At 33.5% G+C, this 14,563-nt stretch carries 12 protein-coding genes and 1 other RNA gene; 11 read left to right on the forward strand and 2 right to left on the reverse strand.

Annotated features, from left to right (window positions below):
• Positions 1–41 precede the first annotated feature (41 nt).
• The 6 genes from ACFELW_RS01975 to ACFELW_RS02005 all read left to right on the forward strand — a co-directional run bounded on the left by ACFELW_RS01975 (position 42) and on the right by ACFELW_RS02005 (position 4,802).
• Positions 42–737 carry an outer-membrane lipoprotein carrier protein LolA gene (locus ACFELW_RS01975; protein WP_375330270.1) on the forward strand — a complete coding sequence of 232 codons (696 nt, stop codon included), beginning with the start codon at positions 42–44 and terminating at the stop codon, positions 735–737.
• A gap of 37 nt (positions 738–774) precedes the next feature.
• Positions 775–868: signal recognition particle sRNA small type (gene ffs, locus ACFELW_RS01980), an RNA gene on the forward strand.
• A gap of 151 nt (positions 869–1,019) precedes the next feature.
• On the forward strand, positions 1,020–1,463 hold the full coding sequence (locus ACFELW_RS01985; RefSeq protein WP_375330271.1) for an NUDIX domain-containing protein: 444 nt from the start codon (positions 1,020–1,022) through the stop codon (positions 1,461–1,463).
• A 220-nt stretch (positions 1,464–1,683) separates the two neighbouring features.
• On the forward strand, positions 1,684–2,625 hold the full coding sequence (locus ACFELW_RS01990) for an Rpn family recombination-promoting nuclease/putative transposase (protein WP_375330272.1): 942 nt from the start codon (positions 1,684–1,686) through the stop codon (positions 2,623–2,625).
• A gap of 300 nt (positions 2,626–2,925) precedes the next feature.
• Positions 2,926–4,467 (forward strand): DNA polymerase III subunit gamma/tau, encoded by a 1,542-nt coding sequence (dnaX, locus tag ACFELW_RS02000; protein ID WP_375330273.1) that lies wholly within the window; start codon positions 2,926–2,928, stop codon positions 4,465–4,467.
• Positions 4,468–4,478: 11 nt separating this feature from the next.
• Positions 4,479–4,802 carry a YbaB/EbfC family nucleoid-associated protein gene (locus ACFELW_RS02005; RefSeq protein WP_094648943.1) on the forward strand — a complete coding sequence of 108 codons (324 nt, stop codon included), beginning with the start codon at positions 4,479–4,481 and terminating at the stop codon, positions 4,800–4,802.
• A 314-nt stretch (positions 4,803–5,116) separates the two neighbouring features.
• On the opposite strand, the gene ACFELW_RS02010 is transcribed toward ACFELW_RS02005, so the two are convergent.
• Positions 5,117–6,436 (reverse strand): porin, encoded by a 1,320-nt coding sequence (locus ACFELW_RS02010; RefSeq protein WP_375330274.1) that lies wholly within the window; start codon positions 6,434–6,436, stop codon positions 5,117–5,119.
• 451 nt (positions 6,437–6,887) lie between these two features.
• Here ACFELW_RS02010 and rimP point away from each other — a divergent pair, with 451 nt between their 5' ends.
• The 5 genes from rimP (at position 6,888) to ACFELW_RS02035 (ending at position 12,921) form a co-directional block, all read left to right on the forward strand.
• Entirely contained in the window at positions 6,888–7,379 is a 492-nt protein-coding gene (gene rimP, locus ACFELW_RS02015) for a ribosome maturation factor RimP (RefSeq protein ID WP_375330275.1), read from the forward strand.
• A gap of 14 nt (positions 7,380–7,393) precedes the next feature.
• A complete protein-coding gene (nusA, locus tag ACFELW_RS02020) occupies positions 7,394–8,887 on the forward strand; it encodes a transcription termination factor NusA (protein WP_375330276.1) in 1,494 nt (497 codons plus the stop codon).
• Positions 8,888–9,360: 473 nt separating this feature from the next.
• On the forward strand, positions 9,361–11,853 hold the full coding sequence (infB, locus tag ACFELW_RS02025) for a translation initiation factor IF-2 (protein ID WP_375330277.1): 2,493 nt from the start codon (positions 9,361–9,363) through the stop codon (positions 11,851–11,853).
• Complete coding sequence (gene rbfA, locus ACFELW_RS02030) at positions 11,854–12,237, forward strand: 30S ribosome-binding factor RbfA (protein WP_375330278.1); 384 nt, start codon at positions 11,854–11,856, stop codon at positions 12,235–12,237.
• 177 nt (positions 12,238–12,414) lie between these two features.
• A complete protein-coding gene (locus tag ACFELW_RS02035) occupies positions 12,415–12,921 on the forward strand; it encodes a DNA-3-methyladenine glycosylase (RefSeq protein ID WP_375330279.1) in 507 nt (168 codons plus the stop codon).
• On the opposite strand, the gene ACFELW_RS02040 is transcribed toward ACFELW_RS02035, so the two are convergent.
• Positions 12,910–14,442 carry a hypothetical protein gene (locus tag ACFELW_RS02040; protein ID WP_375330280.1) on the reverse strand — a complete coding sequence of 511 codons (1,533 nt, stop codon included), beginning with the start codon at positions 14,440–14,442 and terminating at the stop codon, positions 12,910–12,912. The two genes, ACFELW_RS02035 and ACFELW_RS02040, sit on opposite strands and share 12 nt — an antisense overlap.
• Positions 14,443–14,563: the final 121 nt, after the last annotated feature.

The raw sequence follows: 14,563 nt of genomic DNA on the forward strand, positions 1-14,563 counted from the left end.
CATGTAGTATACAAAACAAATGTAACTTTATGTAGGTATAAATGACTAACTGGTTTTGTAAAGGTATTATTGTTGTTTATTTTCTTCTAACTATAACCCATGCAGCTCATGCTGAAAATTTTTTTGTAGTTAAAAAACAGGCTGAACAGTTAGAGAATAGACCTGTTGACAACCAGGCTATTGACCAGCTCAAAATATATTTACGGGAAATAAAATCTATTGCTGTGGATTTTATCCAAGAAGATTCGGCGGGAAATCAGGCTAAAGGGAAGCTGTTAATTAATAAACCGGAATTTCGCTGTAATTATTATCCACCATTTCCTTTGGTGGTTATTGGTAATGCTAACTATGTGTCGGTATATGACTATGATATGAAACATGTAAGTCGCATTAAGGCAGAGGAGAACGTATTTAATTTTTTGTTAGAAGACAGCATAGATTTTGATAAATATTTTAAAATTGAGTCGACGATAGATCGAGATAATATGTTTGAAATTACTATTTATCATACTTTATCAGAGCGACGTAGTCAAATTACCTTTGACAAAGAGACTAAACAGATGAAAATGTTAAAAATACTTGAGGATGACAATGTTATTACCATAAAATTTAATCATATTGCAAAAGTACAGAATTTTGATGATGATTTGTTCAAGCTCAAACATCCAGACATATTTGGAGCACCAAAGAGACTGAACAAAAGCGATATAGAAAAAAAATATAATTTAGCTAGTTAAATAGCTTGCCTATAGATGAAAAAAGCACTATTTTATCACATGCTAGTAGTGGGCATTGGCTATGTTCAGTTGGTCAGGTTCGAAAGGAAGCAGCCAAAATAGTCTCTGGTGGGTCATTACTAGCATATATATATTAGACCTCTTGCATAACCTAAAGATAATTGAGGAATTTTTAGGAAAAACGAAGTCGAGTACTGCAGCGTACTAAGATGTACGTGAGGAACGGAGACGAGTTTTGACAACAAAATTACCAATTAGATTAGGTTATGCAAGAGGTCTATTATGAAAATAAACAAAATTCATGCTATTGCACGGGCTTATATAAGAGATGAAGATTCTGTGTTAGTTGCTGACAATGGAAAAAATCTATTTTTGCCTGGTGGTCACATAAAGTATCAAGAGCCAATTCATACCGCATTATCAAGAGAACTAAGAGAAGAAATTGGTCTAATTAATTTTGAATTAGGCAACTTTGTTGGCATGATAGAAAATATATGGGATTATAATGGCAAAGCTGTTCATGAGCATTGCATAATTTTTAAAGTTATTTCAAAAGATTTATCTATAAATAGAGAAGTTAAATCAAAGGAAGATCACTTAAAATTCCATTGGGTAAAATTTAATGAACTGATAAATCTTAACTTTTTACCTGATGGTTTACATAATTTATTATCTAGATACGAAGAAGATGGTTTATCTCACTTTAAATCATTAATTAACCAATAAATGTGGATTGCCACACCACTACCTGTTCTTGCTAATGCACTAGTTATGGAATAATAAAATAAGCAATATCGCAAAAATAATGAAAACAGCTATTAGTGGAGCAAAAATATCTGCTATATTATAGATATAACAGATTTTGCCATAACTTAGTATACAAAATATTAAAGGAAGAACGGCACAAGTTTGGCTAAATGACAAATTAATCAGTTAAGTTAGTCAAATGACAAAAAAGTTAAAGCATGATTCATTAGTCAAAACAATAATGGCTGATCCTGTAGCAGCTCAAGAATTTTTGGAATATTATTTGCCGAATGATTTTAAGAGTTTAGTAGATTTATCAAAAATAACAGTAGAAAAAGAAAGCTACATAGAAGAATCTTTAAACAAGAAATATAGTGATATAGTGTATGGAGTTGCGACCAAGAATCAGGGTAAGGCTTTTGTTTATGTGTTGATTGAGGCTCAGTCGGGCGTTGATTATTGGACAGCTCTGCGATTATGGAAATACACATTATTATTGTGTGAAAGGCATAAAAAAGGAAGAAAGAAATTACCATTAGTATATAATTTAGTAATTTATAATGGTAAAGAAGTTTATACTGCTCCTAGGAATTTATGGAGTTTATTTACCGATGCAGTTATAGCCAAGAAAGTGATGACAGAAGATTATCAATTGGTCGATTTACAAAGCATGTCTGATGATGAAATAATGAAGAGGAAGCATGTTGGGATGTTAGAATATATGCTAAAACACATCCATCAACGAGATATGATAAAGCTTTGGGAAGAATTTCTACAAAGGTTTAAATTAGAGATATTAGTAGATAAGGAAAAAGGCTATATTTACATAAAATCATTTTTATGGTACACTGATGCTAAGCTTCCTGAAGCAAAGCAATCAGAATTGGAGGAAGTACTAACCAAATATTTATCAGAAGAAGAACAAGGTGTTATTATGAGAACTATTGCACAAAAATATATCGAAGAAGGCGAAGCTAGAGGTGAAGCTAGAGGTATCTATATAGGTAAAGTTGAGGGTAAAGCTGAGGGTAAAGCTGAATTGGTAAAGTTGTTGTTAAAGAATGGCAATTCCGTGGGGTCAATTGCTAAGATGACAGGTATGTCTATTAGTAAAATTAATGAATTGCTGAAAATACAATAATTGGGTGTTTCAAATATTTTTAAAATTTAGATTGCTGTAGTTGTGGCTGTGGAATTGTGGAGAACTTCGTTAGAAGTTACCCATAAATCTACAGCCCGCTAAGCTCGCTACCCTCAAAAACTAGCTCGTTTTAGCAGCACTAATGTTATAGCCAATTCAGGAGAAGTAGATAGCAGGAACGATGGAGCGACGCCTATAAGTAATAGGCGAGCATTGAGCAACAATGTCTCCAATTTCTCATCAATTGACTATAAAACTCAATAGGACAAGAAAATTAGTAAGAAACAAACTTGGGGTACCGTGACCAAAACAACAGATCAGTATATTACTTTCGCTAGAAAATATCGTCCTACTAATTTCTCTGAGCTATACGGGCAAGAAGTTTTAACAAAGATTCTAAATTATACTATTCAAAAAGATCGTATATCTCAAGGTTATCTTCTTACTGGTATTAGAGGAGTTGGTAAAACTACGGCAGCACGTATTGTTGCTAAAACTATTAATTGTACCAGTCCAATAGTTAAAGGTGAGTATATTGAGCCTTGTGAGAATTGTCAGAATTGTAATAGTTTTAACAAAAATAATCATCCTGATATAATTGAAATGGATGCTGCCAGTAAGACAAGTGTTGATGATATTCGTAAAATAATAGAAAGCAGTGATTATAAGCCGCTAATTGGTAGGTATAGTATCTTTATAATTGATGAAGTTCATATGCTATCTAAAGGGGCATTTAATGCTTTACTTAAAATTCTTGAAGAACCACCAGCCCATGTAATATTTATATTTGCTACTACTGAACCACAAAAAATTCCATTAACCGTAATTTCTAGATGTCAACGCTATGATTTAAAAAGATTAACATTTGATGATATTTTCCAATTAATTCAAGAAATTGCCAAAAAAGAACAGTTAAAAATTGAAATAGAGGCTCTTAAAATAATTGCATCTAGATCTGATGGGTCTGCTAGAGATGCAGTTTCAGTACTAGATCAAGCAACAAGTTTGGGGGCAGGGGAGGTTATTACCCCTGAAATCGTTTATCAAATACTTGGTTTAGTTGATACAGCTAGTATCATCAAATTCTTTGAGTATATTATTCAAAAAGATGCGGCTAAGTCGATTGATTTAGTAAACCAACTTTATATCTCTTCAGCAAATTTAGAAATTTTTGTAGGCTTAGTTGCTGATTTTAGTGCCTATCTTAATAAGGCAAAGATATTACCTGATTATCAAAATCCTATATATTTACCTTTTAATGATCAGGTTACAGCTATTTTAACAAAAGTTACCCTTTCTCAATTGTCTATTATCTGGCAAATATATAGTAAAGGGATTATAGAAATGAAAACTTCCCATAATCAGTTAATAGAAGCTGAAATGTTGGTGATAAAATCCATCTACTCACAAATGTTGCCATCATTAGAGGAATTAGTGGATATACATAATGAGGGGGACCAATTAGAGCAACCAATATTACAACAATCAACTCAAAATCATCAAATTACCGCTTCTCTTGTGACTGATTTTCTGGAGTTTTTACATTTGCATAATGAAATGGAAATTTATTACAGATTGCTAAACCAATTGGAATTAAAATCTTTTGCACTTCAGACTATGGAAATCGCTGGAAATGATCTGAATAATAAAATAAGAGAGCAAATTGCTAGCTTGTTATTTGCTTGGTCAGGTAAAAACTGGAATGTTATCATTACCAAGCAATCCCAAATAATCACTCTTAAAGAACAATTGATGAATAAAGTAAAATTAAGTAAAGATTGGGAAATTTTAACAAAACACTTTCCAAATGTCACGATTTCGGATATCCTATTAAAGAATTAAAGAGATGTAACATGGTAAATTTTAATCAATTTTTAAAACAAGCTCAGTCAATGCAGAAAAAAATGCAGGAAATGCAAGAGCAAATGGCAAGTACTGAATATTTTGGGAAAGCTGGTGGTGGGTTGGTAAATATTACCGTTAGTGGTAGAGGAGAGGTTCGTAAGGTCTCTATTGATGCCTCTTTGCTTAAAGAGACCGAGAAAGAGTTGCTGGAAGATTTAATTGTTGCAGCTTTCAGTGATGCAAAAAGCAAAGTTGATGAGGATTCACAAAATTCTATGCATAATGCTTTTGGTAATATTGGTTTACCACCTGGGCTAAAAATGCCATTTTAAATCCTTGTGACATATTTAATAACATTCTTGTAAATGTTGAAGGATATTGTGAGCGTTCACAGAAAAAAGTTAAAGTATAAGACGTCTATTAGGGAGAAGGTGTGAGCATAGTCCCCTACAATTTTTATTCTATAAGTATTACAACAGCATAAAAGCGTTATTGCGAGAAGGCGTAGCCTACGAAGCAACTCATTCCCGGACATTTTTGGGATTTTGCTTCGTCGACTTTACGGTCTCCTCGCTAATAAACGCTTGGCGAGCAGATTTTTTATTCATCATAAGAAAACGGCAAAAAAACTGTGAATGCTCACAAGTTAGAATTTAAGCCTTGCACCAATAAGAGCAACAGTACCTCTAGTTTTTGTTTTAGGAGCTTCAACAAAATAAACTGGTTTACCTTTAGCTTGGAAATAAGATATTTCAGCATAAGGCAACAACCCTGGTGTTACTAAATACTGAGTACCAAGACTTATTGTATCAACAGTATTTTTATACCTTAGCGATCTAAAATAGGAAACACTTGTTTTCATAGGTCCCTGCCCATAGGCAATTGCCCCCTTATAATATTGCGTGTTACGACCAACTTTATGGTAAGCTTTTGAAGTTAAACTTTTACCTAAATTACCATAAGAAGCTGCACAGGAAATATTACCGTAAGTAAAGATTGCTCCTAAATTGTAAGCAGCTAGATTTGATAGCTTATATCTATATAACACCTTGTCATCGGGATCTAATACTATAATCTTACTAGCTGGTTTACCATACTCTCCTGTAATGCCCACTTTTACTGATACATCATCTATAATTTCATATTTATAGGATATTCCTGCAGAAATCGCATCTCTGACATTCTGATTTATAATCACCTGATTATCTTTACCACCATTTATACCTGGTACTTTTACTTTAGTTACACCAACCCCTAATTTACTCAATCCATTATCGTCTAAATTTTTTAGACTACGATTACCACCAGTATTTGCTGAATCAGGAATATAAGAAATACCAAACTGAAAACCTTGCATTTCCGGGGTATAGTAAGAAACTTTTCTAGATGCCTCTGTTTTACTACTGATGTCATCAAAGCTATTGCTGAACGAACCCATGTGAGAAGTACTGCTACCGGATGTATCAAAATCTGGCTTTAGACCGTTATATTTCATGTTGTCATCATCTAGCACTGCAAACTTACTCCAACCACAACCACCAAGTGGTACAGCAGTTGAACCAGTACCAACACCTATCTTAGAAGCAGCGTCACCAGGAGATCCTAACTCTACTTTACCATAGTCTGTTGCTAAAAAAATATGAGAACCATTATAAGCTGCAGAAAGTTTTGGTTTAGTTGTTGGTAGTAAAACTATTTTAGCTCCAGCTGTTACATCATTCAATTCTTGCTTGACAGTAGCCATAAAAGCAGATTCCGTATAAAATCCAAGATTTTTCTTATTATCAGTAATATTTTTACTTGTCCCTGACAATTTTTTCTGATTTCTATAACCAGATTGGAAATCAAAACATCCTTCTAATTTTATTTCTGTATCTGAAGCAGCATCAGCTGGAGTAGTACTACCACTAGCGAATGCTATGCTTGAAAAACAAGAAAGACATAGTAACATCATTAATTTTTTCATTGTAATACCTAAATTTCAATTCACTTATCTTCATTCATCCATACTTAAACACAGACCAATTTCTTATTTAAAACTATAGCATAAGATAAATCATAATGTAACTAAATAACTCATAAATAGCTGTGTTCACTATATAAATAGGCTAGTTGTAATAGTAAATTTACAACTATAGTAATATTTTTTAATTGTTGCTAATATCATAGAAATATTGTATTTTAATTTAGTGGGTTGAAATTGTTGTGAAGAACAAAGGTGGGTTTAACCCACCTTTTTTATTAGATTTCCGGCATAAGTCAATCTAGTTGGTGATTTTGTTGTCAAAACTTGCCTCCGCTCCGTAACAATCGTTTATGTACGCGAAGGTAGCAGGCTTCGTTTCTCCTAGAAATCCCGAGGGCTTTTTTGACTTATGCAGGAAGTATATTGAAGTATTTAAAATATTTATATAGTAATGAAAACTATAGAGCAACAAATTATTAATGCTATCCAGGATAACCTAAAAGACCTTGGGTTTGATTTAGTAAAAGTAACTTTAAAGGGTTCAAGCCATAAAGTACTTGAAGTGTTAATAGATAGATTAGATGGCAAAAAGGTTAATATAATAGATTGTCGTAATGTTAGTAGAAATATCTCGGCAATCTTAGATGTTGAAGATATAATTAGTGATAAATATTTTTTAGAAATTTGTTCGGCAGGTATCGAATGTCCATTAATAAAATTTGAAGATTATACTAGATTTATCGGTAGAGAAGCTACCATAAAATTAAAAGAATTACTAAATGGTCAAACTCGATATCAGGGAAAGATAATTAAAGCTGAAAATAACAAAGTTTATCTGAATAGTAATGGTAAAGATATAGTATTTTCATTTGATATGATAAAAAAGGCTTCTTTGGTATTAACAGATGAAATGTTCAAAAATTTAATGAATAAAAAATCTTAAAAGGCAGTGACATTATGGTCAATATTGGTAACATAGAAATTTTACAGATCATAGAATCTGTAGCTAGAGAAAAGAACCTTCCTAAAGAATCCTTACTTTCGGCAATGGAACAGGCTGTACAGGCTGCAGGACGTAAGAAATATGGCAATGAACATAATATAAAAGCTGAGATTAACAGAAAAAATGGTAATATTAGTCTTTTTAGAGTCCTTGATGTAGTAGATGATGTAGATGATTATTTTACTCAAATTTCTTTAAGTAATGCTACTGAGAAGAAAGCCGACGCTAAAATTGGCGATAAAATTTATGAACTCTTACCACCCATTGATCTTGGGCGTGTTGCAGCTCAAACAGCTAAGCAAATAATAATACAACGCGTTGGTGAAACGGAAAGAGAAAAACAATATGAAGATTTTAAAGATAAGAAAGGTGAGATTTTAAACGGTATTGTTAAGAGAGTAGAGTTTAATAATATCATAGTTGATCTTGGTCGTGCTGAGGCAATAATTAAAAAGGAACAGCTAATTAGAGGAGAAAACTTTAAAATTAATGACCGTATTAAAGCGTATGTACAAGATGTAAGATTGGTGTCTAAAGGTCCACAAATTTTTCTATCTAGAAGCGATGACCAAATGCTAATAAAATTACTTGAATTAGAGATTCCAGAGATTTATGATAATATAATTGAATTGCGAGCTATAGCCCGTGATCCTGGATCAAAGGCAAAAGTTGCAGTATTTGCTTCTGATTCTAGCATTGATCCTATAGGTTCATGCGTAGGAATTAAAGGTAATAGAATTAGAGCTATTACTAATGAACTTAATGGTGAAAAGATAGATATAATATTATGGAGTAAGAATATTGCCCAGTTTATTATGAATGCATTGGCTCCTGCAGAAATTGCAAAAATTGTCATCGATGAAGATAAAAATATAGTTGATGTAGTCGTATCTCAAGATAATTTGAGTCTGGCAATCGGTAGAAGAGGTCAAAATGTTCGTTTAGCATCTAGGCTTACTGGCTGGAATATTAATATAATGACCGAAGATCAAGAATCTAAACGAAGAAGTGATGAGTTTCGTTCTGCTACCGAGTTATTTATGGAATCATTGGATGTTGAAGAAGTGATAGCACAACTGTTATCTGCTGAAGGTTTTACTTCTTTAGAACAGTTGGCTTCTAGTAAGATTGAAACTTTAATGAACATCGAAGGGTTTGAAGAAGAATTAGCAACTGAAATAATGGAACGATCAATAAATTATGTAAATGCTAAGAATGAAAAAATTATTATTAAGCTTGAGGATTTAGGTGTTGAACAAGAATTAATTGATGTATTGGATTTACAACCAGAATTCATATTAAAATTAGCTGAATACGGTATAAAGACTATAGAAGATTTGGGAGAGCTAACAGTTAATGAGTTTAAATCATTAGTGCCTAATTCTAACATGGTAGATAATGATATCGAATTACTAATTCGCACAGCTCGTACTGGTGATGATGAGTAAGCTGTTTGAGTTGGAGAGAAATATTTGGTTATGGATGTTTCAAATCCTAGAAAGTTAAAAATTTTTTCAAATAATTTAACATTAAGTATTAGTACTCAGAATTTTATTGATATAATTTAATTAGTTATCGTAGGTAGTTTTCTAGTATAATATTACCAACAAAGATTGTGAGCGTTCACGGTTTTTTTGCTATTTTCTTATGATGAATAAAAAATCTGCTCGCCAACTGTTGTCTATTATTGAGGAGCCGTTTTTGTGGTGACGAAGCAATCCAAAAAATGGTCAGGAATGGATTTCTTCTAGGCTTATGCCTTGTGGCTAATAGACGTCTTGTACTTTAACTTTTTTCCGTGAACGCTCACAAAATAATTCTTCAAATCAGAAGATATACTATCTGCTAATCGTTGAATTAGGTAGCAGAATTATTTACAAAACTTTAGCATATATAATTGCTATTTAAAGGTTTAATATTTATGACGTATGACCAGGAACCTAAACCAAAGAAATTAACACTTGGTGGCTCAAAACTCTCGCTTAACAAGCCCTCTAAACCTACTAATGTTACTAGAGGCTTTGTTAGTTCTGCAAAAACTATTGTAGAAGTTAGGAAGAGTAGTACTCCAACTGGTACTTTGTCTTTTAACAAACTTTGGTCTAATGGTTCTACTGCTCAGAGCGGGGAATCTGCTGCTGGAGAAGAATTTAATAGACGCCTAACTATTTTAAAAAAAGCAGCAGAAGATGCAAAATCTAAGGGTATTGATAATAAGATTAGTACTCTTAGTAAACTTGCAACTATCAATCAATCTGTGTCACAAGACTGTTTAGAAGGTATCCCAGAAAATATCCAGGATGATAACTCACAAGATATTGAAAATGATTTTGAGGTACCTCCTACAACTCCATCTTCGCAAGATAGAAATCAATCAAAACCCTTTGTTAGATCACCAGTGATTGGTTCTCAGAGCCATTTTGGTGTTGCACTTGAAGATATTTCTTCAACAGATAAGGTTGGTGACAATAAAATAGTAGTGCCAAAGGTTAAAATTGAGGAGCCTAAAAAATTAAAAAAGGCAGATATTTTCAATATGCTTGATGCAGACGGAAGTGATAATGCCGGTAAGACTAGAAGCCTTGCCTCAATAAGAAGAGCAAGGGAAAAAGAAAAACGTAAAGCTTATCAACAAACACCCGACAAAGTGTATAGAGAAGTTATTATTCCTGAAGCCATTTCTGTCGGAGATCTAGCCAATAGAATGTCTGAGCGGGCAACCGATGTTATAAAAGAATTGATGAAGCTTGGCATCATGGCTACGACCAGCCAAACAATCGATACAGATACAGCTGAACTTATTGCTACGACCTTAGGGCATACAGTAAAAAGGGTGCAAGAATCCGATGTTGAGAATATATTGATTAGTGAAGCTGATAAAGAAGAAGATTTAAAGCATAGAGCTCCTATTGTAACGATTATGGGGCATGTCGATCACGGTAAAACTTCGTTACTTGACGCTTTAAAATCAACTGATTTGGCAAGTCAAGAGGCAGGTGGCATCACCCAACATATAGGTGCTTATCGGATAACATTGCCTGATGGTAGGGCTATTACTTTCATTGATACTCCAGGGCATGAAGCGTTTTCAGAGATGAGGACTAGAGGTGCTAAGGTAACTGATATAGTAGTTATAGTAGTTGCAGCAGATGATGGAATCAAGCCGCAAACGATTGAAGCAATTAATCATGCTAAGGCAGCAAATGTCCCGATAATTGTTGCAATAAATAAGATTGATAAGCCGGATATTAATCTTGATCGAATTAAGAATGATCTGTTAATGTACGATTTAGTTAGTGAAGAATTAGGTGGTGATACCATAATTGTACCAGTTTCCGCTTTGAAGAAAACTAATTTAGATAAGTTAGAAGATGCTATATTATTGGTGGCAGAAATGCAGGATCTTAAGGCTAACTTTAGCGGACTCACTGCTGGTGTGGTCATAGAAGCAAAAGTTGATAAAGGTAAAGGAGCTGTGGCTACTATATTGGTACAACGTGGTACTCTAAGAAATGGAGATATAGTAGTTGCCGGAACGAAATATGGTAAAATTAAGAGAATGAATAATGATAAGGGAGTGGATATTACCGAGGCAGAACCAAGTTTACCAGTAGAGATTTATGGTTTAAATGAAGCTCCGCGGGCAGGAGATCAGTTTAATGTAGTACAGAATGAAAAACAGGCTCGGGATATTATAGAATATCGTGAACGATTGGCAAAAGAAAAGAAAATTTCTGTTACTCAAAGATCAAGCCTAGAAGAATTGTTCCTAAAAGCTTCTGGCAGTGCTGGTATGATAAAAGAATTACCAATAATTGTTAAAGGTGATGTACAAGGTTCGATTGAAGCAATTGTTACTAGCCTATTAAAGCTACCAAATGATGAAGTTCGTGTAAGAATTTTACACCATGCAGTAGGTGGAATATTGGAGTCAGATGTTACCTTAGCTAAAGCATCCAATGCTATTATTATTGGCTTTAACGTTAGAACTAATAATAATGCTTTTGCTATGGCAGAAAAAGAAAAAGTGGATATTAGATATTACTCTCTTATTTATAATTTACTAGACGATGTTAAATCAATACTCAGCGGTATGCTTTCACCAATTATTCGTGAGCAATATATTGGTACAGTCGAGATCAGACAAATATTCACTGTCTCAAAAGTTGGGAAAATTGCTGGGAGTTATGTTACTAAAGGTACTATTAAAAGAGGTGATAGGGCTCGCTTATTACGAGACAATATCGTTATTCATGAGGGAAAAATTAAAACTCTCAAACGTTTTAAAGATGATGTCAAAGAAGTTCATGAGGGCTTTGAATGTGGTATCGCTTTTGAAAATTATGAGAATATCGAACAATTTGATATTGTAGAAGTTTTTGAAATTATTGAAGAAAAAAAACAATTATTGTAAATGCAAAAAGTTTCAGATAGAGAAAAATCTTCAAGACAAAAAAAAGTTGCAACATTAATAAATGCAGCATTAGTGGAAGTACTAAGACGTGGTAAAATGTTAGATGAACGATTGATTAATTGTCCAGTAACTATTACCAAAGTCTTAGTTACGGCTGATTTAAAAGTAACAGATTGTTACTTTTTACCGTTTAATACGGTTTTTAATAAAATACAACTTACTGAATCTTTAAATAATTCGAAATATGCTATAAGAAATTTTATAACTGCTAAAATTAATTTAAAATATTCACCGGAAATTCGTTTTCATTATGATCACGGATTTGATAATGCCGATAAAGTTGATAAATTATTGAAGCAAGCTGAGACTAATAGGATGAGCTAGGACAAAATAGACTTACCTAGCATAAGTCAATCTAGTTGGTGATTTTGTCGTCGAAACTCGCCTCCGCTCCGTAACAATCGTTTATGTACACTGCGGTTGTTCTGCTTCGTTTCTCCTAAAAATCCTGGGGGCTTTTTTGATTTATGCAGGAAGTCTAATATATATGAGCATTCACATATGTCTACAATACTTCCAAAAACATTTTACGAAAGAAATACGCTTATTGTATCGCAGGAGTTACTTGGAAAGGTTTTGTGTTTTGGTAATATAGAGGCACGAATTATTGAAACAGAAGCTTATGTTGGAGAAGATGATCCTGCTTGTCATGCAGCCAAGGGGTTAACACCTCGTACAAAGCTTATGTATGGTTCTGCTGGTAATGCCTATGTATATTTAATTTATGGTATGTATTATTGTTTAAATATAGTAACAGAAAAACTAGGATTTCCAGCTGCTGTATTAATTAGAGGAGTGTATCAATATAAACCTTCACAAATTTTACTTGATGGACCTGGAAAATTATGTCGTACCCTTGGAATTAATAAAACCCAAAATGCTCAAGATATGACTAGTAATAAATCCTTTTGCGTTATTGACGTAGGTGATACACCTCAATTTATTACTACCCCTAGAATTGGCATTAGCAAAGGTACCGATAAACTTTGGCGTTATTTAGTACGATAAATGATCCCATACATCCTGAGTCCATAAAACCATTTGACCAATTATCCCTACATTCTCTTCTTTGACTTCTGGCATTGGCGGTATTATTGCAAGGTCTTGACGAGTTTGAAACAATAATTGCTCGATAGAATGCCCCGCTTCATTAGAAACTAGTAGATTATGATTTTTCCATAGCTCTGCTATCAAGCACGCCAGTTCAGAATGAATAGTTGGGACATCCTGTTTGGAACTAAAACCTACTCCTTCGACTTCAATATGATAACCTTTTTTATCTAATCCATATTTTTGTAATATTTTATCAACTTCTCTTTGAGTAGCAATTGTTTGGCGTTGAATGTAAGGGTTATTGCTGATAAATAAAATAACATAATCTTTTTGCTCACCAAGCCCCCCACTCAAAATCTTATCAACAAGAGTAACTGCAGCATCATAAGCAGTAGTAGCGGTATTAGGTCTTGCGTTATTGTTGCCCAGTTCGGTATTTATTACTTCAGCTGAGCTTCTCTGCTCCTTATTAAGGAAGTTATTTAATAAATCCTCACTCATCAGGCTTTCTGTGAGCTTTGTTTCATCTGTAGTTGCATAATTAGGATAGACTCTTCCAGGAAAGAAACCTGCAGGACATTCTTCTTTTGTGGTATATTGAATGAAGGGTTGTGTTAGTTCTAAAACAATATTATAACTTTTAGCAAGTGACCCCATATATTCCTTCCCTTCCTCTGTACGAGCTGAATCTTCTCCAACTAATAAAGAAGCATCTAATTTATTGATATCCCCCTTATCTTGCCATATTTTTAGTAATTTATCGTATGTCTCTGGGTTAATACCATCAATATTAGCCCATAATGGTCTTGCTCCGGCTAATACTAATACTGATCCATTAATTTTAATTTGTTCTATTATTTTATTATAGTAAATTATCCGTGCCAATAAGCCAATTCTAGAGGCTCCAGCAATCCAGCTTTCAGCATATTCCTGATGTTGGGGTGGTATTTCATCAATAAGCCCTAATTGTTTGGCAGCATCAATATATTGAGAGGCATATTTAATCATCCAATTTTCATTGGTTAGTTCATTACGTTCCTGACCAACTTTACGATTAAATGCATTCTGAGCAACATATAGTAACCAATCTTCAACATCTCGTACACTCAATTCATTAGTAGCTTTAAATAAATTTTTACGCAATAATTTAGCATCGAATTGATCAGGAGCATCTTGAGTAGCTCGAGATTTAATTAAACTTCTAGAAATTGAAGCAAATATTTTTTCTGAATTACCAGTTTTATCAAAACATGCTAGATCACGCCATAATTTTTCTGGTTGTAAATATCCGGCTAGATGAAGAATCTTTAACAAACTGTCTTGCTGAGTTGGGGAAGTGAAACCTAATCCCTTAGCAGCTATCTCAAATTTAGAAAGTTCTGACGAGCGTTTATAACCTTCATATGTTACCCCAGTAAACATCCCTGTTACTATAATAGGTAGCATCATTTTTTGTAAGAGTTTAGCTTTAGACATATTGTAAATCCTGTAGTTTAATTATTGTTTTATCCATACTAATACTACATGTCACCCCTGCGTAAGCAGGTATCCAGATTCCGCACCGAAGCGGGAATGACAATAGTGGGCGGGAATGACA

This window comes from Candidatus Tisiphia endosymbiont of Nemotelus uliginosus (assembly GCF_964264755.1).
Classification (GTDB): Bacteria; Pseudomonadota; Alphaproteobacteria; order Rickettsiales; family Rickettsiaceae; genus Tisiphia.